Source organism: Marinobacter halodurans (assembly GCF_004327985.1).
GTDB lineage: Bacteria > Pseudomonadota > Gammaproteobacteria > Pseudomonadales > Oleiphilaceae > Marinobacter_A > Marinobacter_A halodurans.
Genome location: NZ_SJDL01000052.1, coordinates 1 through 25281, shown reverse-complemented (window position 1 = coordinate 25281; position 25281 = coordinate 1). Strand labels below are relative to the sequence as shown.

The 25281-nt window shown below is 54.7% G+C and carries 17 protein-coding genes; 13 read left to right on the top strand and 4 right to left on the bottom strand.

Annotated elements, in window-relative coordinates:
* Window positions 1-255: 255 nt before the first annotated feature.
* The 3 genes from EZI54_RS21715 to EZI54_RS21705 are packed head-to-tail and all read left to right on the top strand — an operon-like array spanning window position 256 to window position 2369.
* Window positions 256-894 (top strand): SDR family oxidoreductase, encoded by a 639-nt coding sequence (locus EZI54_RS21715; protein ID WP_131483981.1) that lies wholly within the window; start codon window positions 256-258, stop codon window positions 892-894.
* A gap of 39 nt (window positions 895-933) precedes the next feature.
* A complete protein-coding gene (locus tag EZI54_RS21710) occupies window positions 934-2001 on the top strand; it encodes a Gfo/Idh/MocA family protein (RefSeq protein ID WP_131483980.1) in 1068 nt (355 codons plus the stop codon).
* A gap of 14 nt (window positions 2002-2015) precedes the next feature.
* Complete coding sequence (locus tag EZI54_RS21705; RefSeq protein WP_131483979.1) at window positions 2016-2369, top strand: DUF488 domain-containing protein; 354 nt, start codon at window positions 2016-2018, stop codon at window positions 2367-2369.
* Here the strand turns inward: EZI54_RS21705 and EZI54_RS21700 are convergent.
* On the bottom strand, window positions 2342-3307 hold the full coding sequence (locus EZI54_RS21700) for a pyridoxamine 5'-phosphate oxidase family protein (RefSeq protein ID WP_131483978.1): 966 nt from the start codon (window positions 3305-3307) through the stop codon (window positions 2342-2344). The genes EZI54_RS21705 and EZI54_RS21700 overlap by 28 nt on opposite strands.
* 13 nt (window positions 3308-3320) lie before the next feature.
* Window positions 3321-3965, bottom strand: a complete 645-nt coding sequence (locus EZI54_RS21695; protein WP_131483977.1) for a glutathione S-transferase family protein — start codon at window positions 3963-3965, stop codon at window positions 3321-3323.
* 115 nt (window positions 3966-4080) lie between these two features.
* Here EZI54_RS21695 and EZI54_RS21690 point away from each other — a divergent pair, with 115 nt between their 5' ends.
* A complete protein-coding gene (locus EZI54_RS21690) occupies window positions 4081-5016 on the top strand; it encodes a LysR family transcriptional regulator (protein WP_131483976.1) in 936 nt (311 codons plus the stop codon).
* On the opposite strand, the gene EZI54_RS21685 is transcribed toward EZI54_RS21690, so the two are convergent.
* Entirely contained in the window at window positions 4925-5866 is a 942-nt protein-coding gene (locus tag EZI54_RS21685) for a LysR family transcriptional regulator (RefSeq protein ID WP_131483975.1), read from the bottom strand. The genes EZI54_RS21690 and EZI54_RS21685 overlap by 92 nt on opposite strands.
* A gap of 137 nt (window positions 5867-6003) precedes the next feature.
* Here EZI54_RS21685 and EZI54_RS21680 point away from each other — a divergent pair, with 137 nt between their 5' ends.
* Together EZI54_RS21680 and EZI54_RS21675 are read left to right on the top strand one after the other, a co-directional pair.
* Complete coding sequence (locus EZI54_RS21680) at window positions 6004-6957, top strand: DMT family transporter (RefSeq protein ID WP_131483974.1); 954 nt, start codon at window positions 6004-6006, stop codon at window positions 6955-6957.
* A 134-nt stretch (window positions 6958-7091) separates the two neighbouring features.
* Window positions 7092-7502 carry a VOC family protein gene (locus EZI54_RS21675; RefSeq protein WP_131483973.1) on the top strand — a complete coding sequence of 137 codons (411 nt, stop codon included), beginning with the start codon at window positions 7092-7094 and terminating at the stop codon, window positions 7500-7502.
* A 92-nt stretch (window positions 7503-7594) separates the two neighbouring features.
* On the opposite strand, the gene EZI54_RS21670 is transcribed toward EZI54_RS21675, so the two are convergent.
* Window positions 7595-7897 carry a YciI family protein gene (locus EZI54_RS21670; RefSeq protein WP_341352867.1) on the bottom strand — a complete coding sequence of 101 codons (303 nt, stop codon included), beginning with the start codon at window positions 7895-7897 and terminating at the stop codon, window positions 7595-7597.
* 388 nt (window positions 7898-8285) lie between these two features.
* Here EZI54_RS21670 and EZI54_RS21665 point away from each other — a divergent pair, with 388 nt between their 5' ends.
* From EZI54_RS21665 to EZI54_RS25315, 7 genes are all read left to right on the top strand, one after another.
* A complete protein-coding gene (locus EZI54_RS21665) occupies window positions 8286-10550 on the top strand; it encodes a type I secretion system permease/ATPase (RefSeq protein ID WP_131483972.1) in 2265 nt (754 codons plus the stop codon).
* A complete protein-coding gene (locus EZI54_RS21660) occupies window positions 10547-11923 on the top strand; it encodes an HlyD family type I secretion periplasmic adaptor subunit (protein WP_131483971.1) in 1377 nt (458 codons plus the stop codon). Before EZI54_RS21665 ends, EZI54_RS21660 begins: the two co-directional genes overlap by 4 nt.
* A complete protein-coding gene (locus EZI54_RS21655) occupies window positions 11923-12348 on the top strand; it encodes a hypothetical protein (protein WP_131483970.1) in 426 nt (141 codons plus the stop codon). Before EZI54_RS21660 ends, EZI54_RS21655 begins: the two co-directional genes overlap by 1 nt.
* Window positions 12349-12753: 405 nt before the next feature.
* Complete coding sequence (locus EZI54_RS21650) at window positions 12754-13563, top strand: hypothetical protein (RefSeq protein WP_131483969.1); 810 nt, start codon at window positions 12754-12756, stop codon at window positions 13561-13563.
* A 30-nt stretch (window positions 13564-13593) separates the two neighbouring features.
* Window positions 13594-13842: a hypothetical protein gene (locus EZI54_RS21645; protein ID WP_131483968.1), complete on the top strand. Its 249-nt coding sequence runs from the start codon at window positions 13594-13596 to the stop codon at window positions 13840-13842.
* A gap of 156 nt (window positions 13843-13998) precedes the next feature.
* Entirely contained in the window at window positions 13999-14439 is a 441-nt protein-coding gene (locus tag EZI54_RS21640; RefSeq protein ID WP_131483967.1) for a hypothetical protein, read from the top strand.
* A gap of 13 nt (window positions 14440-14452) precedes the next feature.
* A partial coding sequence (locus EZI54_RS25315) for a putative Ig domain-containing protein (protein WP_131483966.1) occupies window positions 14453-25281 on the top strand: 10829 nt, incomplete at its 3' end.

Below are 25281 nucleotides of genomic sequence, written 5' to 3'. Positions count from 1 at the left end.
CCTGTCTCTGGTCAGTTTGCTGGATACGATAAACCGGCTTCAGAGCCAATCATGAACCGCCGTGGTACGGAACCGTATGCCCGGTGGTGTGAGAGGACGGGGGAGGCAACTCCCCCTCCTACTCGATGAGGGAGCCCTACCCGGGCGCCAGGCGGTCTTTAGGCCATCTAAATCTTTAATGGCATCCGGGGTTGAAGCGATAGGGGCAGGTCGCGGATCATGTTTATCCGATCATCGAAGACAGGGAGAGAGAACATGCGAGTTCTGATAGCCGGTGCCAATGGAAAAATCGGTCAGCACCTGATCCGCAAGATGGCGAACAGTTCCCACGAAGCACGGGCCCTGGTGCGTGATCCGGACCAGATTCCGCTGATGGAACAACTGGGCGCGACCGAAGCGGTGGTCGGTGATCTGGAAGACGACTGCACCCTCGCTCTGCAAGGGTGTGACGCCGTGATCTTTACCGCCGGGTCGGGGCCGCACACCGGTCCGGAGAAAACCGTCGACGTGGACCAGAATGCGGCGATCCGTCTGATCGATACCGCCAAGTCAGTGGGTGTGAAGCGTTTTATCATGGTCAGCAGCATGCGGGTGGACGAGCCGGAGAAGGGCCCCGAGAAACTCCAGCACTATCTGGCTGCCAAGAAAGCCGCCGACGATCACCTGCGCGACAGCGGTCTGAACTACACCATCGTGCGTCCGGGACCGCTGACCCTGAGCGAGGGCACGGGGCTGGTGGAAATCAGCCGTAAGCTGGGGCGTAGCGGCGACATTTCCCGTGAGGACGTGGCTTCGGTCCTGCTGGAAGTGCTGTCGGCCCACAACGCGGAGAACCTGACCTTCGATGTGCTGTCAGGCGATTTGTCCGTGACCGATGCCATGGCGCGCGTCTGACGCCGGCTGTCCACGCTTCCCGACCAAGGAACCTGATTGATGTCCCAGTCCCGAGACGTACGCGTCGGCCTGATCGGTTACGGTCTGGCCGGCTCGGTCTTCCACGCGCCCCTGATCGACGCTGCCGAGGGGTTGACGCTTGCGGCGATCGTCACCTCGAATCCGGAGCGCGCCGACGAAGCGCGCAAGGCCTATCCCGATGCCACCCTCTACGCCACGCCGGCGCAGCTGTGGCAGGCGGCGGATACGCTGGATCTGGTGGTGGTGGCGTCGCCCAACCGGACCCACAAACCACTGGCGATGGCGGCCCTGCACGCCGGGCTCGGGGTCGTGGTGGATAAGCCCTTGGCCGCCTCTGCCGGGGAAGCCCGGGAGCTGATCGAGGAGGCGGAGAAGCGTGGGCTGTTCCTGACGGTGTTCCAGAATCGCCGCTGGGACGGTGACTTCCTCACCCTCCAGCGGCTGCGTGACGAAGGAGAGCTGGGTGACATCCGGCGCTTTGAATCCCGCTTTGAGCGCTGGCGGCCGGAGCCCAAGGGCGGCTGGCGCCAGTCCGGTGCGCCGGGCGAGGCCGGCGGTGTGCTGTACGATCTGGGGGCCCACCTGATCGATCAGGCGCTGATGCTGTTCGGGCCGGTGCGTTCGGTCTATGCGGAACTGGAGCATCGCTATCCGGATGCCGAGGTGGACGACGATACCTTCGTCGCGCTGACCCACGACAGTGGCATGCGCTCGCACCTGTGGATGAGCAGTGTGGCGCCGGAATGCGCGTTGCGGTTCCGCGTACTGGGCAGCCGGGCCGCCTATTGCAGTGTGGGGCTGGACGGCCAGGAAAATGCGCTGAAGGCCAGCGCCCGTCCGGACCAGCCCGGCTGGCGCGATGCGGTTGAAGACGGCCGGGCACGGCTGGTGGCCGGCAGCGAGGAGCGGCCCATCGACAACGATCCGGGCCAGTACCTGCGCTTCTATGAACTGGTGGGCCAGCGTTTCCTGGCGGGTGAGGCGCCGCCCGTGGATCCGCGCGAGTCGCTGGCTGGACTGGAGATTATCGCCGCCGCCCAGCATTCGTCCGCTGAGGGCCGGGTGGTGGATCTGACCCACGCCTGAACAGGAGATGTCCCATGGCGATCGCCCTGAAACGCGCCTATGAGCCGGTTGAACCGGCCGATGGAGAGCGGATCCTGGTGGACCGGCTCTGGCCCCGGGGCATCAGCAAGGATCGGCTGCAGGTGCAGGACTGGCTCAAGGACGTGGCTCCCTCCAACGACCTGCGCAAGACCTATCACGCCGGCGGGATGACCTGGTCCGCCTTCCGGCGCGCCTACCTGGCCGAGCTCAAGCCTTACCGGGAAACGCTGCGGCCCCTCGCCCGGCGTGCCCGGGAGCACCCGGTCACCCTCGTCTACAGTGCTTCCAATCCTGACCGCAACAATGCGGTGGTCCTGCGTCAGTATCTCGCCATGCTGGGTAAATAGGGCGACGGCTCAGGCCCGCTCCACCGCCAGGGCATGGCCCGCTCCAGGTGAGTCACCTCCCGGATGGCCAGTCGCACCAGCCTCTGCGCGCCCGGGAACCGCCGGTCATCCGTCGCCTGCCAGTCAATGCGGGCGTCAGTGGCGATGACCAGCAGGTCGCCGGACGCGAAATCCGGAACCACCAGCCCGGCCCGGGGATTGAGCAGCAGGTTGCCCAGGGTGTTGAAAAAGAAGTTCCCCGCGTAATCTGGGAGGGCCAGGTGCCGGCCGTCGGCCTCTGCCTGGACAAAGCCGGGCGGTCCGCCGCGATGGGATACGTCGACGCCCTGGTTGGCCATCCCGCGTTCGTCGGAGGCTGGATGAGCCGAGGCGATGAACAGGGTATCGGCCCGGTCGACGATGGCGGCGGTCGTCCTGTCGAGGCGGTCGGAACGCCGGCCGGCGGATGGCGTGTCCGAGGCCGGATACGGTGTGGTCGTGTCGGGCATCCTGGCCTGGATGTACTTCGGGCAGTTGCCAAAGCTCTGTTCGATGGCAACGCTGAAGCCGCCATCATCCACCTGGGCGATCCGGCCGTTGGCCCGGTTGCGCCGACGGGTGGCCAGCTCGATGCCCAGCAGCCCCACGGGGGCTTCCACGGTCAGGAGGCTCGCCAGGGGATCTTCAGGCCTGGGCCGGGCGCTGATCCGCAACTGGCGGGCATCCGGTGAGGTGATGAACCCCGGGTCGCCAAACAGCAGGCTGGCCCAGGGCTGGTGTTCGCCGTCGAGGCCGCCGACCACCAGGTAGGGCAGGCGGGTGAACAGCTCCCGGTGTTGTTCCGGCATGAAATCCCGGAAGACCCGCTGGCTGATGGGCGCCATCTTGTCGCGAACGCCAACCCGCTCCTGGGCGGCCTGCTCTCCCTGGTGGAAAGCCGATGGGGTGACTCGGTCCATGGCGCCTCTCCCCTCATCGTGATTCGGCGGCCTGCAGGCCAACCGGCGTACGTGGCATCGGGATAAAACCGGGCAGGGACTCGATCCGCTCCAGCCAGGCGCGGATCTGTGGATAGGGTTCCAGGGAAATGCCGCCTTCCGGCGCGTGGGCGGTGTAGCTGTACATCGCTACATCGGCCAGTGTCGGGCGTGTGTCGGCCAGCCACTGGCGGTCGGCCAGCTCGTTCTCCATGAGGGGAAACAACCGGTTGGCGACGACGGCGCACTGGTCGAGATCCGCCTGTCGGCCAAAGACGTTACTGACCCGGGCAATGGCCGGACCGCTCACCAACTGGCCGGCCGCGACGGAGAGCCAGCGCTGCACCCGGGCCGCCGCTTCCGGTGCGTCCGGTAACCAGCCCTCGGCGTCGTAACGCTTGGCCAGGTAGACCAGGATCGCGTTGGAGTCGGGCAGCACCGTGGTGCCGTCCTCGATCACCGGAACCTGCGCAAAAGGGTTGAGCGCCAGGAAGGCCGGGGTTTTCTGGTCGCCGCGCAGCAGGTCGACCTCGATGGCCTCGTATGGCAGCCCCAGCAGGTTGAGGAACAGGGTCACCCGGTGGGAGTGGCCGGAGAGCGGATGCTGGTGGAGGCGTATGGGCTGATCAGGTATGGGCATGACAAGCTCCTTGGCTGATGGATAACGATGCCCGGTCATTATTGGATGCTCGTAAAATGCAATAAATGCCTCTATGCTGATTTAACTACTCCGAAAAACGGAATAATCGGGCGCGATGGACAAGCTCAAAGCCATGCACACCTTTGTGGAGATCGCCAAGGCCGGCAGTCTGACCGGCGCGGCCCGGCGGCTGGGCAGTTCGCTGCCGTCCGTGGTGCGCCGGCTGGCGGAGCTGGAGTCGGCACTGGGTGTGCGGCTGTTCAATCGCACCACCCGGAAGATCTCGCTGACCCGGGAAGGCGGGCACTACCTCGACCATTGTCAAGCGATCCTGGCCAGCATCGACGAGGCGGAATCGTCGCTGGCGGCAGAGCAGGCGACACCGAGCGGGCAACTCCGGGTCACGGCGCCGGTGCTGTTCGGCCAGTACTATGTGGCCCCGGCGGTGACCGGGTTCCTGAAGCGCTACGACCAGGTTCGGTGCCAGCTCCTGCTGAATGATCGCAACATCGACCTGGTGGACGAGCAGGTGGACGTGGGCGTGCGGATCGGTCGGTTGCCGGACTCCACCCTGATCGCCCATCGCGTCGGCGAGGTCCGGCGTGTCGTGGTGGCGGCGCCGGATTTCCTGGAACAGCAGGGGGTCCCGGTGCATCCCCGGGACCTGTTGCGGGGCAATGCGGTCCATGTCTTCAGCCGCTGGACGCCCTGGACGTTCCAGGAAGGCGAGCAGGTGTTCACGGTTCCTGTTACCGGCAATTTCGACTGCAACCAGATTGCACCGGCCATTGAAGCCTGCCTGTCGGGGCTGGGTTACGGCATGTTCCTGTCCTACCAGGTCGCCCATCACGTGCGCGAGGGGCGTCTGCGTATCCTGCTGGCGGATTTCGAACAGCCGCCACGCCCCATCCATGTGGTTTACCCCCATGCCCGCCGGTTGCCGGTACGCACCCGTCTGTTTATCGACTGGCTGCGCGAGGACCTGGCATCGGCTGCCCTGGATCATCAGGGGCTGGGCCGGCCTGATAGCGCTCCACCAGAAAGTCGATGAAGACCCGCGCCTTGGTCGAGAGGTGGCGGGTGGGCAGGTAGAGCGCGTAGACGTCGGTCTCCGGCGAGATGTAATCCGTCAGCACCGGCTCCAGGGCGCCGGATCGGATATAGCGGTCGACCGTGAACGACGTCAGCATCAGCACCCCCAACCCACCCAGGGCCGCGGCCACCATGGCCTGGGTGTTGTTGACCCGGAAGTTGCCGTTGACGGAGATGGTTTCCAGCCCTGCCGGCCCGTTGAAATACCACCGGTTAAAGTTGGGATTGGGGCTGTAGATGATGCAGTTGTGGCCGGTCAGGTCGGTGGGTACGACCGGCTTGCCGTGTCGGGCCCAGTATTCCGGCGACGCGCAGGCGGTGCGCCGGGAGGCGGTCAGGTGGCGGGCGGCGAGGTTCGCCGGCGGCTGGCTGGTCAGGCGGATCGCCAGGTCGAAGCCTTCGGCGGCCAGGTCCACTTGCCGGTCGCTCATGTCCATTTCCACCTCGATTTCCGGATAGCGTGCCAGGAACCCGGGCAGGGCATCCGCCAGTTGGTAGGAGCCGAAGTTGATCGGTGCCGTGATCCGCAGCAGGCCGCGCGGGGCGGCATTGAGGTGGGCCACGGCGTCGCCGGCCTCGCGGGCCTCCGATACGATCCGGGCGCAGTGCGGGTAGAAGACCGAGCCGGCTTCGGTGAGGCTGAGCTTGCGGGTGGTGCGGTGCAGCAGGCGGGCCGACAGGTCCTTTTCCAGAGCCGAGACTCGCTTGCTGACGACGGGCGTGGACAGCCCCAGCCAATCCGCCGCTGCGGAAAAGCTGCCGTGTTCGACGACGGCGGCAAAGACCGCCATGTTTTCCAGGCTGTGCATAGCTTCTCAATTAAGTTGTTTATAGAAACAATGGTTTTCTATTTAGCCCGATTATCTTCTTCGGGGAAAGAGTTATCGTGCGTCCTCACACTCAATAACGGCAACGGACATCGTTGCCTGGAAAGCGGGAGGCACTGATGCAACGCTCAATCCTGGCCGTCGGACTACTGCTGACGGCCGCCATGTCCTGGGGGGGCATGTTCCCGGTAGCCAAGCCGGCCCTGGCGGTGATGGACCCTTTCTATATGACACTGATCCGGTACGCGAGTGTCGCGGTCATCCTGTTGTTGATTATCGGGCTGGTGGAGGGGCCCCGGGCCTGGCGTACCGAAGGGCACCTGCTCAAGCTGTTCCTGCTGGGATCGTTGGGCTTTGCCGGCTTTAACCTGCTGGCCTTTACCGGCCTGGAGCACGCCGAACCGGAACATGGCGCGGTGATCATGGCGCTGATGCCAATGATTACCGTGCTTCTCTCCTGGCTCCTGAAAGGCGAGCGCCCGGCACCGTTCACCCTGGCGATGATCGTGCTGGCGTTCAGTGGCGTGTTCCTGGTGATTACCGGTGGTGATCCGGCGCGGGCGTTCGGCGGCGGGGAAGCCCAGTGGGACCTGTTGTTCCTGGCCGGTGCCGTTTGCTGGGTGAGCTACACGATGGGCGGCGGTCTGTTCCCGCAGTGGTCGCCGGTCCGTTATACGGCGCTGACCTGCACCCTGGGATCGATCACCCTGGCGGCCATTGCGCTGGGGCTGACGGCAGCCGGTTCCATCCAGGTGCCGACCTGGACCGAGGTGGTCGACCTTCACAGTACGTTCGCCTACCTGATCGTCATGGGCGGGCTGGTGGCGGTGCTCAGCTGGAATACCGGCATCCGGATGCTGGGGCCGGTCAACGGTGTGCTGTTTATTAACTTCGTGCCGGTCACCGCGTTCGCCATCGGGATCGCGCAGGGCAGGGCGTTCAGCCTGCATGAAGTGGCCGGTGCGGCCCTGGTGATCAGCGCGCTGATTGCCAACAACCTATACCTGCGCAGGCAGTTGCGCGTGGCGGCCCGCCAGGTGCCGGCCGCGGCGGTGGCCTGCCCCGGGCGCTGATGGACAAGCGTCCCGGGCATCTGGACTGGATCAGACGGATGGGTGTCGATTCCCCGGGTCGCCGTTCGATTAGGAAGTAACCGCTGGCCGGGATCGCCGGCGGAGACCCTGAACCGAACCTGGAGGAAGCAACCATGGACCCTGTTGTACATTTTGAAATGCCCTATGACGATCGTCGGCGAATGGCCGATTTCTACGCCTCGGCCTTTGGCTGGCAGACGGAAATGCTTGGAGAGGAGATGGGCAATTACGCCCTGGCCTCCACGGCGGAATCCGACGGCTGCGGGCCGCGGGAGCCGGGCCGTATTAACGGTGGCTTTTTCCCTCGCTGTCCGGAGCGTCCGGACCAGTACCCGTCGGTGGTGATTGCTGTCGCCGACATACAGCAGGCTTCGGAGCGAGTCAGGCGGGCCGGTGGTGAGGTATTGGGCGAACCCATGGATATTCCCGGCGTGGGGACGTACGTTTCCTTTCGCGATACGGAAGGGAACCGGGTGAGCATGATACAGCCGTTGCCGATGGGACCGGACGGGCAGCCCGCCTGAACCATCCCCCCCCTCGTGCCGGGCATCGCGCCCGGCACCGGGAACGGCCACCAGCCTGCCCGCTGGCGGTCGGACCGGGGGGCCGGGACCCGTCAATAACGGGCCGATTCGGGCAGCGCCGGCTCCACCGGACGCACTTCGATGCGGCCGATCCTGGCCGACGGCCACGCGGCTGCAATCTCCAAAGCCTGCTCCATATCCCGGGCTTCCACCAGGAAATAGCCTCCCAACTGCTCCTTGGTCTCGGCAAAAGGGCCGTCGGTCACGATCGCCCGGTCGTTGCGAACCTGCACGGTGCGCGCCTGTGAGGCGCTTTTCAGGGCCCAGGTCGACAGTAATTGGCCATTGCGCTCCAGTCTGGCGACATAGTCGAGCGTCTCCTGGCGCAGCGTCAGCCACTCGTCGTGAGAAAGCCCGGCCAGATCGGCTTCGGATTCTTAGGCGAGACAAAGGTATTTCATGACAACGGTCTCCTCAACGGAAATGACTGGATACACCGGCTTATCGAATGGCTTCCCGAAATTTCGACATGGGTCTACGTGCATTTCCACGCAATCCGTAGTGGTCGCTATGGTATGCCATCCCTGCCATCCAGCACTTTTAGTTGGGCGGGGATAAACTCCAGTTCTTCTTTCACCTTGGTGAAGAAGGTCTTGGTGGCACCGGCTTTCTCTTCCTACAATTGTTCACGTGTAAGAAAAAGCTATAGGTTTTTCTCCCAAACCCGGAACCGATGTGCTACATTTTTTAAGGATCTATTACTAGTAGTTCTTAAGGACAAGAATGCAGGTAGTTCCGCCCACAGGGGAAGTGGATACTGGCCTTGCCGCGCTCGTGATGCTGGCGAGGTACCATAAGGTTGCCGCTGATCCCAAACAACTCCGTCATCATTTCGCCACTCATAACAGCACATTCCAGGGGGCAGATCTGGTTCGTGCCGCACGTTACTTGAAGCTGCGAGCACGAGCACACCACACCGACTGGTCCAAGCTCCCCGAACTCAGTCTTCCAGCAATCGGCCAAGTGTCAAATGGTCAGTTTGTCATCATCGCGCAGGTGAGCGAAGACGAGGTGTTGATTCAAGACCCTCTTGCCGGCGGGCCGGAAAAGCTCAGCAAAGAAGAATTCCATAAACGTTGGACGGGGAAGATCATCCTCGTCACCAAGCGAAGCACATTGCCAAGCCTCGGTGGCAAATTTGATATTAGCTGGTTTGTTCCAGCCATCCTTAAATACAAACACTTGCTTCGCGATGTCATAATCGCCTCCTTCTTCATTCAGCTTTTTGCCCTGATTACGCCGCTGTTTTTCCAGGTCATGATTGACAAGGTGCTCGTACATAAAGGGCTGACCACACTGGATGTTTTGGCTTTCGGACTGATCGTCATCTCGATCTTTGATGTTGTCCTGAACGGCTTACGCAATTACGTTTTCACGCACACGACGAACCGTGTCGATGTCACCTTGGGATCCCAGCTCTTCAATCATCTGACCCATTTGCCAATTTCCTATTTTTTAAGTCGACAGGTGGGGAATACGGTTGCCCGTGTCCGGGAACTCGACACCATTAGGAACTTCATAACTAGTTCGGCGCTGACGCTTGTCATCGACCTGTTCTTTACGGTTGTGTTCTTCGCGGTGATGTACTTCTACAGCCCCACGCTGACCTGGATTGTGCTCGGTTCCATACCCTTCTACGTGGTGTTGTCAATCATCATCACGCCCATACTCCGCCGCCGTCTCGACGAGAAGTTCAAGCGAGGCGCGGAGAATCAGGCGTTCCTCACCGAGTCGATGTACGGCATCGAGACGGTAAAGGCGATGGCAGTCGAACCCCAAATGCAGCGCCGTTGGGAGGAGAACCTCGCTGCCTATATTGCCGCTTCGTTCAAAGCGACAAACCTGGGAAATATCGCCAGCCAGGTTGCCCAATTCATCAACAAGATTGTGACAGTGTTAATACTCTGGGTCGGCGCTACGTTGGTCATGTCGAACGACCTGAGCATTGGTCAACTCATTGCCTTCAACATGATTGCCGGCCGGGTGAGTGGCCCCATCCTCAAGCTGGTCCAGCTTTGGCAGGACTTCCAGCAGGCCGGCATCTCCATCCAGAGATTGGGTGATATCCTCAATACCCCAACGGAAGCGGGCCATAATCCCAATCGCACGACGTTACCGCGAATTGAAGGAAACGTTCGCTTCGATAACATTTCCTTTCGATATACCCCGGATCACCCCCATGTTCTCCACCAGCTATCAGCGGACTTTAAAGCCGGGGAAATCGTTGGGGTTGTGGGGCGCTCAGGTTCCGGCAAGAGCACTCTCACCAAGCTGATACAGCGCCTTTATATCCCGGAATCGGGCAGGGTGCTGATCGATGGCGTAGACCTTGCTCAGATGGAACCGGCTTGGCTGCGCCGGCAGGTGGGTGTTGTATTGCAGGAAAACCGCCTGTTCAACGGCTCTGTTAAAGACAATATCGCCTTTGTCGACCCCAGCCTCCCCATGGACGATGTCATTAGCGCCGCGAAATTGGCAGGTGCCCATGACTTTATCGTTCAGCTTTCGGAGGGTTATGACACCCACGTGGGCGAACAGGGCGCGTCTCTTTCCGGGGGGCAGCGTCAACGTATTGCTATTGCTCGCGCCCTTATCACCAATCCACGAATCCTTATTTTTGATGAAGCGACCAGCGCATTGGATTACGAATCCGAGCGCGTCATTCAGGAAAACATGCGTGAGATGTGCGAAGGACGGACAGTCTTCATCATCGCGCATCGCCTGACGACCGTAAGGCATGCGGACCGTATTGTTGTTCTGGAAAATGGCCAGATTGTCGAAAGCGGCAACCACGAATGTTTGCTTGCCCAAAATGGCTACTATGCCAGGCTCCACGACTATCAAAACACCTCCTTGCCGATCCGACAAACCGTCCATGAGTCCCCTGATACGTCAGTTGCTTCACACAGCACAGATGCTCCGATCAATAAGGGCATGAACTTCGCCTACGGGCCCCAGAAAATTCAGACTATGGGGCTCAAGCGATGAAAATCTTCCCATTGAAGAAAAAAGATGAAAAGCGTGATGCCCTCTCCCAAAAGGACATCCTCGAGTTCATGCCCGCTGCCATTGAAATCGAGAAGACGCCGGCATCCCCCGTGGGGCGCGTCATTCTCTATGTCATTATTTTACTGTTTGTCATCGCCGGGCTTTGGGCGACTTTCGGGAAAATTGACATAGTCGCGACAGCCGGCGGGAAAATCGTCCCGAATGAGAGGATCAAGGTAATTCAGCCTTTGGAAACCGCCTCGGTCGCCGTGATTCATGTCGAAGAGGGGCAAGAGGTCAAGAAGGGTGATCCGCTTATTACATTGAATACAAGCCTTACACAGGCGGATGTCCGGCGTTTGCAACAGGAATGGACGTCTGTAGCGGTGCAGGTCATTCGCCTGCAAGCACTGGCAAACTGGTTTGAACAACCCCTGTCGGAAGCGCCGACCATTCGAACAGGGGATAAGAAGCTGGCCTTTGCACTACCGGAACAACAATATCTCCTGAATCAGGAGGTAAATGAAATTTACTCAAGACTGGGAGGCTTTTCCCAGGAAGCCAGGCGGTTGAACGCTGAAAGGGATATGGCCGAAGCGGAGCTGAGCAAGAATGAGCGTCTATTAGCGGTTCTGGGCGAGCGGGTAAATGCTTACGAGGTCATGCTGGAGAAACAGCTGGGCTCGCGGATGGATTACCTGGAAGTCAAACAGCAACAGATCGAAGTGGAAGAGAACGTTGCCGTACAGCGGGCAAGAATCGCGCAGTTGGAGGCTAGTATCCAGGCTAGCAAGTTCGAGAGGCAAACGTTTACTTCCGAACACTATAAACAGACGCTGGACCAGCTTCAGCAAGTGCGGGTTCAAGCCGCATCCCTATTTGAAGAGAAAGCAAAGGCTCAGCAACGGGACTCCCAATACCGGCTGAAAGCCCCCATTGGGGGCCAGGTGCAACAGCTGGACGTGCATACGATCGGAGGCGTGGTAACACCTGCCCAACCCCTAATGGTGATTGTACCTGAACAGGGCACGATGGAAGTCGAGGCGCTCGTGCTCAACAAGGATATCGGCTTTGTTCACGAGGGCCAGAATGCAGAGGTCAAGATTGATACCTTCAATTTCACCAAATACGGGGTGATCGACGCCGAAATTCTATCTCTCTCTGATGATGCCATCCAGCATGAAGAGCTCGGATTGGTTTACAGCGCAAGAATCAAACTCCGCCAGGATGGTCTTCAAGTGGAGAATCGGTGGGTTAAGTTGTCTCCTGGAATGTCTGTTGTGGTTGAGATTAAAACTGGTAAGAGACGACTGATTGAATATTTCCTGTCACCGTTATTGCGATATAAGCAGGAGAGTGTGAGGGAAAGATAATGCATATAAAACGGATGGCTCAATGTTTTATTGTTCTGGTTTTTGGCTTTGTTGCTTTGGGGCCTCCGATAGGCTCATATATTGTCGCTCGCTGGATAGGGTATCCCACAGATGACTCGATAATGATCATCGTTATTGTTTTTGGTTATGGGTTTGGTTTTGTTCCGGCATTGTTTTCTTCAATAATTGACTGGATGATTCTGTTAAGGCTAGATAGAGAAAAAAAAGAACTGCAGTTTATTATAGCGATAATTGTTGGTTCGGTATCTGGAGTTGTTTCTGGTGTTATATTTTTTCCTGTCGTTTGGGCTGTCGGCCTACATGCCTTTATCGAGAATCCAGCGAAATATTTAAGTGTATTTGTATTGTCAGGTCTTGTATGCGGGGTTTTTAATAAAGTTGCATGGAGAAGGTTGGTTATATAATTAGGTTTATTAGATCATGCCGGTCAGATGTAAAATGTCTGAGTTAAATTGTTACTGTAAAGTGGGTGAAGGTGAGCATGCGCCAGTTTCCTATATTGAGGCGATGGTTACGATCAAGACTGGAAGGGATGAGTTTGAATCTGCCTTCGTAATACCTGACTCCTACTTTAGAGAAATGTTTAATAAGAATGGTTCGAATTATAGACGAATCATTTTTGAATACATTTATCCAGAAATCATCCCTTAAAACAAAAGTGACCTAAAAGAAAAGGAAGCGGCATAGCCCTTGGTGCGAGGCCAACCGAAGGGCATGGGAATTGATACAAACCACCAGGGAGGAGCCATGGAGCCCACCGAATATAGCCCCCTCTCACCCACACCGACTGGCCGGTTTGTGGACGTTGCATGGCCTATAAAAGGATCACAACAATGATATTGACGACGATGACCAAAAAACTCCTGCTGCTAAGCGTGCTGCTGGTGTTTTGGATAGTGGTCGGTTGCTCGCCGGAATCCGGCGATACTGGAAAAACCACGAAACAACCGACCCAACCTTTTGACAAGGACGTGGCCCATCCCGAGATAAACGGCGTGCAACTGCATATTCCCCGTAAATATATTTCCATTGAAAGGGATAAGCCCAGTGAGGCGATGAAGAGCGTTTATCTCGATTTCTATCTGCCGGACATGAAGAGCCCGAAAGACATTCCGGACATAAACGAGTGGCCGAATGAAAAGCATGTGCGGACTCATACCGGCGGATCCATTAGAGATATACGGCGTGTCTCGAATTGCGAACGGCTGGGCTTGTGCGAGGATAAGGACAACCCCAGGGACCCACGCTGGCGCGATCCGATCCAGCGGCTATTTCAAGCTGATCTTAGATCCCATGGCCATAAAAACACCACCTGTTTGCGGGGTGGTGTTTTGAATCAGGACCTGGGCCTGATGGTGTATCCCTCCATAGAGTGGGCTCATTCCACTAAGCAATCCGAATTCTATATCAAAGGCGACCCCTGCCAGCCGGATTTTTATCTCCTGTGCCATGTGCCCGGCGAAGTGTATGTTTCGCCTGTTTGCCAGCGCTATACGGCACTAAAAAACCGGTTGTTACTTAGATACCACTTCGACCGCAGGCAACTGGCGGATTACCAACGCATTCATGAAGGCTGGATGCAACGCATCCAGGAACTTATGAACCCTAACGATCAATGAAACAGGAAGAAAAGGCAGAAGGAACTGATCATGACCAACGCCACAAGCTTGAATGAAGCGGATTTACAAGCGCATCTGGATGCTATCGACTCGGCCGGTACGCTGGCCGAGCAAAAAACGCAGGTGCTGGATTACTACCGTTATCTGGCGGCCCATGGTCACTGGTACGGTAACCTGGGCATGGCGGCTGCGTCCGGCGGCATCGAGGGCCCGGCGGGCGCCGCCTTTGCCGGGCGCCTAGCCAATAACTACATGATCAAGATCGCGGAGCGGGAGTAAGCCATGTCCGCCAGACCAACCTATAAAAGGATAGCCCCGATGATATTAGCTCCGGTAAAGAGAAGGTTCACTCTGGTGATTCGCCTGACGACTACGATTTTGCAGGGGTGATTAATTAGTTATTTGAATTTATTGTCAAACAGGAGATGGCTGGTTATGGCTTTTGTAAATGAGTTCGTTCCCGAAGATGATGTCAAAAATTACAACCTGGATAAGATATGGGATTCATATCACCCAAACTTTAAAGGTTCCAAACCTATTGGTTTCCGCCATAGTTGGACAGTCGATCGAGAGAGGAATGTTTTCCTGATTTGGCAATCGTCAGGTCGCGAGGAGTTTTCAAACCGACACACATTTGTTCTATGGTGGAAGGGGGAATTGCTTACTGTGATCCTCGACGTTTGTGATGAGTCTTTCTATAAACTGAGCGATAACATTGGAAAAACAGTCTGGTCATTGTTTGAAATTGAGAAACCTGATGGTTTGGGGTTGCGGGATAAGGAGATTATTCCAGTCCTAAAAGAAGCATTGTCTGTTTATGGATACCGAGGTGCTCAGCGACAGCTGTCTGATTTTAAAGTGGAGTTTAAATTTTAAGGGAGTATAAGGAATGACACTTACTGCTGATCAAGCAACCCGGATTCTAATTGATAACCCTAGTGAATACTCAACACCAGAATCAATAAGAGATCTAATAAGTCAACTGGATGTACGGGGTAGTGGTACAACCACCCTTTTATACAGCGGGCCTTTGAGTGATGGTTCTAGTACAAATCCACTTGTTCAAGCTATGGCAGTAGAAAATTCCGCACTCCGAATTGTGGACAATACAGAAGCAGCTAAGTTCTTGGATTTGAATAATAGCGTGCTCGTAGAAGCGCTTGAAAATACTTTTGGAGATAGTCCATTTGAGAGAGGAACAGAAGCTAATAAATTTCTCTTTGACGTGGATTATAACGGACAACCCGGAGCCTGGGCTTTAACCTCTGAAAGGTTTGTCTCTCTTGCTGAAGGCGATGTGCGAATTTTAGCACCATTTGCTAATTCAGAGCGCGTATTCGCTCAGGTTGAGCTTCCACTTTTGTTGGAAAATCCAAAAGTAACTAGTGTTGACGGGATTGCAAGAAATGAGTTGTTTGCTCTTCGTGATGCCGCAGGGGGGGCAGAGTCGGTATTTAATCATGTACGAAATAACTCATTGGTACAGTTCGAATTAAGTGGTTTAGGGCATGAGAACTATACTGATTATCTGAGTCTTACTCCGGATGACTACGCCGGAATAATATCCGAAAACCCCGCTAAACTCGAAGAACTTAACACGGCTATCGCGAGCTTAGATGATGCCCGAAAAATAGAGTTCAAGGCTTGGTCCTCCTCGCTAATGTCCATAGGCGAAGATCTAGCGGTCGGAACCGGCAAGGTACTGAATAAGTTGGGGCCGCTGGGTGCTTTTGCCGGCTTTATGTTTGCTGCAAGCGCGGCTCATTCCGCCGAACAAGCCGGCGACCACGAAGCTGCGGTTCAGATTATGGAAGATTACGCAGTAGACACCACAGGTTCGTTTGTGGGTGAATTGGCTGGTGGTATGGTTGGGTCAATCGCCCTGGCGGCTCTTGCTGCTGTGGGCGTCACCGTATCATTGCCAGTAGCCGCGGTTGCAGTATTTAGTGCCGCATTAGTGGGAGGCATATTTGGTGCTGAAGCATTGAGTGCCTTTTACAATGACCTTGAAGATAAATCGGATTCTGAAAGGCGAGACTTCTTAAGAAAAGTTGCCACAACCATTTTTGGCGATGCTGTAGGTTCTGAGGAAATATTAAGTAAGGTTCCTGCTGAGTCCGCTAGTCAGCTACGATATATTTCTCTCACTCCCAATTATGAGACCAGCGAACTAAATCCGGATCCGCATTTGTCCTCGGAAACTTTCAATTACCATGTAGGTGAACTGGTTTCTGGAGCTAGATCAGATGTTGCGGTGCGGTATGCGTTGAAAAACCTGAACCCCTTCGTTATTGAAGGGGCCGATTACTCACAGCACAATGTTGAAGGTGAACTTGATTTATATAATGACGAACACCAAACGGGAGCAATCCGTGAGGAATGGATTGAAGCAAGAGCGTTAACATACCTGTTTCAGAAGATGCAACAAGATGGTGTCAGCCTTGACGGCGTTACGGAAGAATCCTATGTAATTGTTATACACCATGAAGACAATGCTATAGAGCTTATTACGGTTACAGGTACTCTCGGTCAGGCTCCCAAGGGTATCTATTTTGGTAACAATTCAGATATTGAATTCGAAGGCGGCTCTAACGACGATTTGTTCTTCGGTGGGGGCGGGTCCGACACGTTTAAAGGCCTTGAAGGAAACGATACGTTATTCGGCGATGGTGGCGACGATCACCTCTATGGCGGTCAGGGAAACGATATTCTTGATGGTGGGGAAGGTAACGACACCTATTATTACAATGCCGGTGAGGGAACGGATGCCATCCGAGATACGATTGGGCAGAATAGACTCGTCATCAACGGCCAGATAATTACACAAATTACCAAAATTTCAGATCAATCCAATATCTATGAAGATGATTTTGGAAATACCTACACTTTAGCTGATTCATGTGTTCTTGTCATAACGGTACCTGATAATAATTCTGGCACGATTGTAGTCAATGGGTTTAATGAAAGCACTAATAATTTTGGTGTTGCAATAAATGATGCGGTTCCTTCTGACGAGCCGGTAGTGCCTGAGGGACTATATGTAGTAAATTCCGGAGAAGTAATTAATGGAAGTGCCGATCCCGAGAATATCAAGAATAAATGGGCCGCCAGGGAATCTGATCCGGACCAGCAATTTATTAACGAACAGGGTGTGGATGTAGACACCAGCCAAATTACGGAATTGTGGGACTATGACACGGCCACGGACCACAATGGCGATCCCCTGTCAAACGCCACGAACTCCGATGGCGAGGTGTCTTATGGTTTCTATTTTGAAGGCACGGAGAAAAATGATGCTTTAACCGGTGGGTATCAAGGCGAGATCCTTTATGGCCGCGGCGGTGATGACCTCATTCTGGGTAATGGAGGCTTTGATACCCTTCAGGGAGGGGCGGGCGCGGACGTTATCAAGGGTGGTGACGGAAGTGACAGTATCTGGGGATATGCGCCCAATAAATATGATCAGGACGGTGTCCAGATTCCCGAATACGTTGGTGAACACGATAACGGCGATGACGTTATCGACGGTGAAGCCGGCAACGACTGGATTTCCGCCGACCAGGGGAATGACCGGGTAACCGGCGGCTTGGGTGGCGATCACCTTTATGGTGGAGAGGGGGACGATATCCTGGTTGGCGGCGAGGGCAATGACACCGTCATGGGGGACAGCCGCCTTGAATTAACGTTAGAGGGTAGCACTCAGGTTCTTGATCCGGACCTGATCAAGGCCCGGGAAGAGGGTCGGAGTTACGACGATATCATCCTGGGGGGCGCCGGAGAGGACACTCTCTATGGCGAGCTGGGCAATGACACCATCGATGGGGGCGGTGATGATGATTTGATTCATGGTGATCGCTACCCGATGGGCGATGATCCGGATAACGATCTTGACGGCAGCCTTCACGGTCATGACACGCTTGTCGGAGGGGCGGGAAACGACCAGATCCTGGGGGACGGCGGTGATGATGTTATTGATGGTGGTACCGGGGACGATTTGATCTGGGGCGACAACAGTTCGCTCGAGGGACAGTTTCACGGTCACGATGTCATAAAAGCCGGTGACGGTAACGATCAAGTCACTGCCGGTGGTGGTAATGACACGGTGTGGGGTGGCGCGGGCGACGACGTCCTGGCGGGTGATGAAGAGCTGTATTCTGGCGAGTCCGTCATTCGGTTACAGGGAGAATACCACGGGAACGACGAACTCCATGGGGAAGCCGGAAAGGATGCGATTCATGGTGGAGGGGGCGATGATCGAATCTACGGGGGGGCAGAAGACGACACCCTGTTCGGTGACAGCAGCTATACGCTAGTGCAGGAAACCGTCTTGGGGCAGGTCATGACTCGCCCGGGTTCCGCCAACCTTGATGAGCAGTACCACGGAGCGGATAGGATTTACGGTGGAACCGGAGACGACGTGGTGGTTGCGGGTGGGGGTGACGACGCGGCCTACGGCGAACTGGGTAATGACACGCTCTACGGGAATTCAGGCAACGATACCCTTGACGGTGGAGCTGGATCGGACTGGCTGTTCGGTGATGAAGGCAATGATGTCCTGATCGGTGGTTTGGGCCAGGACGCGCTCATCGGCGGGGCGGGCAATGACCAGTACCTTTACACCCTTGGTGATGGCGATGACCAGATTGTCGATACGGAAGGCGATAACAAACTTGTCTTACGGAGCGTAAACCCCGCCCAGCTTAGCCTTAAGTTTGTTTCGGGTGGTGCCTATCTCTACCTGGATAGTAGCGGCCAGGACAGGCTCTTTACCGAAGGCAACACCCTGAATCATCTTGAGATCGTGGTGGACGATGGATTAGAGCAAACAACCGTTGCAACCAGCAGTTTGAGCCAGCTTCATGATTACCAGGATAGCGGTGCTGGCCGGACCATTACCTCGGGCGACGCAAACGACCGTGTTTTTGCAAGTAGTGGAAACGATGTCATTTCAGGACGTAAGGGGAATGATTCCCTGCATGGCGGCCAAGGAAGCGACACTTATCTGTTTAACGTCGGCGATGGCGTCGATGAGATTGTTGATACCGCAGATCTTGACCCAACAACGCCGGACCATGACACCATTCGGTTAGGAACTGGATACAACAATACGAATACAGCCGTTGCTCAAGTCGGAAATGACTTGGTGATCACCCATACCGATACCGACGATCGGATTACGGTCACTGATCATTTTAATGGCTACACGCACGAGGTTGAATCGATCATCTTTGATGATGGCGGTGAGGTCTACGTTGGCACATCCGCGGGAGAAGCCCTTGTAGGCGGGGGGAGTGATGACCTGGTCGTTGGAGGCGTTGGAAACGACACCCTGGAAGGCGGTGAGGGGAGCGACACACTCTATGGTGGAGCGGGGGACGACACGTATGTATACCATCTTGGGGATGGTCAAGACGTTATTGTTGACAGCGAAGGCCTGGCAACGATTCGTTTAGGCGCGGGTATCAATGCTTCGGATCTAAGCCTAACCGATACCGTAAACGGCCTTCAATTGTCCATAACGTCCGATGGGCAGGCCGTCGGCGCTATGACAATTGCGCAGCCTGGGTTTGGAGCCGCCATTGAGTTGCTGCAACGTATAGTGCTGGACGATGGAACAAATATAGAGGGCGCTGAACTCCAGGCACTCTATACCGGAGATCGGGCTCCATATGTTGGCGATAGTGCTACGCTGAGCGCTCCCTTGCGAGCCGATTATCCTACCAGTTATCGACTCCCTGCCAATGCATTCGTAATTGAACCTGGTCAACAAGTGACTTATAGCGCGACATTATCCAACGGGGATTCCTTGCCTGAATGGATCATGTTTGATCCCGAGACAGCCACCTTCAGCGCCAACGGCAGTTTTGGCGAATTGGCAGACCTGGAAGTGGTCATTACCGTGATTCAGTCCAATGGGTTGCGTGGCCGTCGCCTATTGGAGTTCAACGCCCCGGAAGTGGAAACCGACCAGGCCACCGGTAGCTCAAGCTCCAGCGAGATCTATACGGGTACCGATAGTAACGACACCGTATACACCTATAGTGGCGATGATCATGTCATTGTTGGTGCCGGCGACGACACGGTTTATGGTGGTTCCGGCGACGACCTCATTCTCGGGGGCAGCGGCAATGACCGGCTCCATGGCGAATACGAAGACGACACGTTAATCGGTGGTGATGGCGATGACGAGCTTTATGGTGGCGATGGCAATGACATATTACGTGGCGGGGACGGCGTCGACGAGTTAGATGGTGGAAATGGGAATGATATTATCGCCGGCGGGGGCGGCGATGATTATATCTATAATAGTCCTGGAAACGATATTTATTTGGTCGAAACTGGTTTTGGTTATGACTGGATCGATACCATTCCTTATTCAGGAGACGAAATTAACAGGGTCTATATCAAGGCCTCGGTAAATCCGGATACGGCTGTTATTGGCCGGAACAATGATAATCTAATCATTGATTTCCCAGAAACAGGAGAGCGTCTCGAATTATCAAAATATTTCCAGTATAACGGTTCATCTGGTCACTATCATGGCGAGACCTTGCCTATCATTTTTGTCCATGGCGATACCGCATCGGAATGGACCTTCGATGAAGTTCGACAGAAATATCATACTGGCACTGATAATGCCGATGTTATCAATGGGCTCTGGGGAGATGACGTCATATCTGGTTTTTCAGGTGATGACCAGATAGATGGAGGGCAAGGTAACGACACTCTGGATGGAGGGGCGGGAAACGACACTTTGACGGGGGGCTCAGGAGATGACGGGCTTTATGGCGGCTTGGGTAACGATACATTGGTCGGTGGCCGAGACAACGATAGGCTCTTCGGTGGAGATGGAGTCGATAACCTTACCGGCGGGCGAGGTGATGACGTTCTATATGGCGGTACTGGCAGTGACACTTTGGATGGAGGCGATGGGAACGACCAGTTATACGGTGGAGAAGGTGACGATACACTTTATGGTGGTCCGGGCAATAATACACTGGATGGCGGCTTGGGTGACGACACCTTGGTTAGCCAGATTAATTGGAGCGGAAAGGATCTATTAATAGGCGGAGCGGGAAATGACGTATATTCGATTTTAGGATTTGAAAACAGGCAGATAGTTGTCGATGATCAAGGCTTGGTCGAGGATCATGACCGTCTGGAGATCGCAAGTAGTGGAAACCATGCCTTTTACCGGATCGGCGAGGATTTGTTAATCGATAATGAGAGCTATGATAGTAGCTCCGTTACCATTAAGGATTGGTTCGATCACCCCGAAAATCACATCGAAGAAATCGTTATTGGTGGTGTAACTATCGATACGACCGCTCTATTGGCCAATAGTGATCATCTAACCGGAGGTGCTGGTAGCGAAGTCCTTTCCGGGGGCGAAGGGATGGATTTTATAAATGGGTCGGGAGGCAATGATACGCTATCCGGTGGCGCTGGTAGAGATGTCCTGTGGGGCGGAGATGGCGATGACATTTTTCTCCATGAAGGGCTGGATAACGATTTTATCGATGGAGGAAATGGCGTTGATTCCATTATAGGGACTTCAGCCAGTGAAACGATCAAGTTAGGGCGCAGACTGAACAATATTGAAATTATTGATGGTGTTGGCGGTGTTGATGTTGTAACAGGGGATGAGATAGATCTTACCGGTATCGAATTGCGCAATATTGATCATATCCTTTCCAAGGATAACTCCCAAGTTGTTGGCACCAGTCATAATGATCAGTTCGTGATTGACACAACGCCAGTGTCCGGGAGTACTCGTCAATATGTTTCCGGTGGTGCGGGTGATGACAGTTTCATCGTTAAGGGGGCAGTGTCGTCGCATTTAACGCTGGATGCCGGTGAGGGTGTCGATTCGCTTATTTATGGGGAAGGTGTTGATTACATTTATTTTGAATCAGAAGATGCACCGGAAGTAATCGATGGCGGGGAGGGTAGCAATACACTTGAAGTTAAATCCGTTGATCTGAGTTTGACTCAACTGAATAATATTTCACTTATTAAGGGGCACGACCTTACTGCTACCTCCGCGGATGATGCAATCGATGCCACGGGCAGGATTTACGGAGGTGCCGGTGACGACCAGATAGTAGCCCGAGAGTGGCTACAGTGGAGTTACAATCGTATTTTCGGAGAAGCTGGACTCGATGAAATAAGGGGAAGTCAGTCGAAGGATTATATTTATGGAGGTTCCGAAGATGACAGATTGTATGGGTCTGGTGGTGGTGACACAATTGTTGGAAATGAAGACGATGATTATATCGAAGGCGGCAGTGGTGATGACCGGTTATATGGTGATTCCGAGAGAAGATCTAAAGCTGGATCGGGGGGAAGTAAAGTAGGAAACGGAAACGATATCCTGTTAGGAGGTGCAGGTAACGATATATTGGTTTCGGATCAAGGCAATGACCTACTGGTCGGTGGAGAAGGTGATGATATTTATGATGTGTTACTTTCAGATAGTGTCGTAATCGATAATTCATCGTCAACTGATGGGGATGACCAATTATTCCTGGACTATGAGTTTGACTCGAGATCAACATCGGCGGACCTGAGCTTCTCGCGTATCGGTGATGATATGCTTATTTCCGGGGGTGGCGGGGGTAACGTGACTATCCAGAATTGGTTCCTGGGGGACCAATATAAGATTGATTCGCTACATTTAACGGGAGGCTCAACTGATTTTGTTCTTGATTCTGTAAACCTAGAAGAAAGAGCATCAGGTGTATTTGAAAATAATCTACCCGTGAGCCAGGGGTACAGCCTGAGTATGTACTCTACTGGAAGTGCTCTGTTGGATGTGTCGGATTTGATGTCATCGATTACTGATAGTGATGGTGATAACGTACAATACCTGGGGTTTGCCGAATGGAACGCCGAGGACCTCCACTGGGTGAACAAGGGTGGAGGGCGATTTGAAATTACACTTGATAACCTGGATTTGTATGGAGTTATTCCAGTTCAATATCTAATTTCGGATGGCAAGGATACGGTTGTTGAAAGCTTTGATTTGAACGTGACCTACGCTAACTCGAGACCAGAGGCCCTGTCGGATAATTTTGAGGCGGATAAGGATGAGATAGTTCAGATCCATTCATCAGAATTATTGGCCAATGATCGGGATGCAAACAAGCTGGACGTACTGAGTGTGACGGATGTGTCTGATGCCGTTGGCGGGACTGTCGAATATGACGCTGAAACGGGGGGCATCACTTTTGTTCCTGACTCTGGGTATGAAGGGCTGGCCCACTTTGACTATCGCATTAGTGATGGTCAGTCGCAGGATCGAGGCAGGGCTTGGATTATATATCCCGAAGAGTCTAATGCTGATCCTGTAGCGGCACACGATGTAATAACGACTACAGTTAACGATGCGGTAGTTATTAATGGTTCAGATCTTCTGGCTAATGATACCGATGAAAATGGGGATACGCTTACGCTGGTCTCGGCAGACCAGGCCGTGGGTGGGCAGGTGGTTTTCCATAAGGAGTCAAACACCGTTACGTATATCCCTGATCACGATTTCGTTGGCCAAGGGGTGTTCCTCTATAGTGTCAGCGATGGAGAAAATGTAGATACCACATGGGTTACGGTACAAGTCGAAGGGGCGGTTGATGAGGCAACTCCTGCGATAGAGGTAGCGGCCGTTGGCGTGGTGGAAGAAAGCGTTGCGGCCGGAGATGTTGTTGCCACATTCGTATCAAATGGTAAGGATGGCGAGGTTTTAACCCATAATTTGCTTGACAACAATGATGGTTACTTACAGCTAGTTGGTAACACCGTGCAGCTCACCGAACTCGGTGTTTCCGCCATCAATAATGACGAGCTGGATCTTCAAGCGCTCGACGTTACGGTTCAAGTCAGTACAAACGATGGAAGTGCGAGTGACGGGGATATTATTGATGTTGCAAGAGTTAATGATAATGCCCCAGTCGCTGGAGGTGACAGTCGTAGCGTGGATGAAGATACGGCCTTGGTATATACCGTAGCAGAGCTCATGGCTAATGACTCCGATCTGGATGGTGATTCCCTAAACATCGTGAATGTAAGTAATTCCAGCGGTGGTGAAGCCACACTGGATGCATCCGCAGGCACGGTTACCTTTACTCCTACTCCCGATTACAACGGTCCTGCGGGTTTTAGTTACACTCTGAGTGACGGAACGTTCACTGATATAGGTGTGGTGGATATTGCTGTTAATCCAGTAAACGATGCGCCTGTTATCAACCAGAGCTTGGCGGATGTCTCCGCCGCTGAAGACCAGCCGCTTAGCATCACGATGCCCGCCGACAGCTTTACGGACGTGGATGCGGGGGACAGTTTGACCTACACGGCTACCTTGGCTGATGGTTCATCCTTGCCCACATGGTTGAGTTTTGACAGTAGCACGCAGAGCTTTAGTGGTACGCCAGGGGCAGCGGATGTCGGTACCTTGGACATCCTGGTAACGGCAACGGATCTTTCCGGTGCTGCTGTAAGCGATCAGTTTGCAGTGACTGTCGATAGCGCTATTGACGATAGCTATGCCCAAATGACGATCCAGGCGGAGGATGGGGAACTTAACAACCATGTGGTGGACACCACCCATAACGGATATGAGGGCAGTGGCTTTGTCGACATGGTCGGTGAAGGTGAGCTTGGCTATCGGTTCATGGCGAGTGCGGGAACATACCAGTTGGCTGTCCGCTACGCCTTGGATAGCTCCGGAAGCCGACCGCTTCAGATTGAAGTCAACGGTGTGGTTGTAGAAACAGCTGACTTTGCGGGCACAGGGGGCTGGACGAGCTGGGGTGAAGAGACTTTGGAGGTCAGTCTGGTTGAAGGCGAGAACCTTGTAAAGCTGATCACCACAGGCTCAAGCGGCGCCAATATCGACAAGTTGGAATTTGTGCAGGTTGGATTGGCGGAAAACGTTGCTCCAACGGTGAATGATGGTTTGTTGGATCAGGTGGCGCCTGAAGACAGTGCCTTCTCCTATTCAATTCCTGCTTCGTCTTTCGATGATGTAGATGGTGACTCCCTGAGTTATTCCGCGACTCTTGCCGACGGTTCACTGCTACCCGCCTGGTTGAGTTTTGATGGGCAAGCCTTCAGTGGCGTGCCCACCAATGAAGAGGTGGGGGCTCTTGATGTTCTGGTGACAGCCTCCGATGGCCAAGCAACAGCAGAGAGCGTATTCCAGATAACGGTAACCAATACGAATGATGCGCCTGTTATCAACCAGAGCTTGGCGGATGTCTCCGCCTCTGAAGACAAGCCGCTTAGCATCGCGATTCCCGCCGACAGCTTCATGGACGTGGATGCGGGGGACAGTTTGACCTACACGGCTACCTTGGCTGATGGTTCATCCTTGCCCACATGGTTGAGTTTTGACAGTAGCACGCGAAGCTTTAGCGGTACGCCAGGGTCAGCGGATGTCGGTACCTTGGACATCCTGGTAACGGCAACGGATCTTTCCGGTGCTGCTGTAAGCGATCAGTTTGCAGTGACTGTCGATAGCGCTATTGACGATAGCTATGCCCAAATGACGATCCAGGCGGAGGATGGGGAACTTAACAACCATGTGGTGGACACCACCCATAACGGATATGAGGGCAGTGGCTTTGTCGACATGGTCGGTGAAGGTGAGCTTGGCTATCGGTTCATGGCGAGTGCGGGAACATACCAGTTGGCTGTCCGCTACGCCTTGGATAGCTCCGGAAG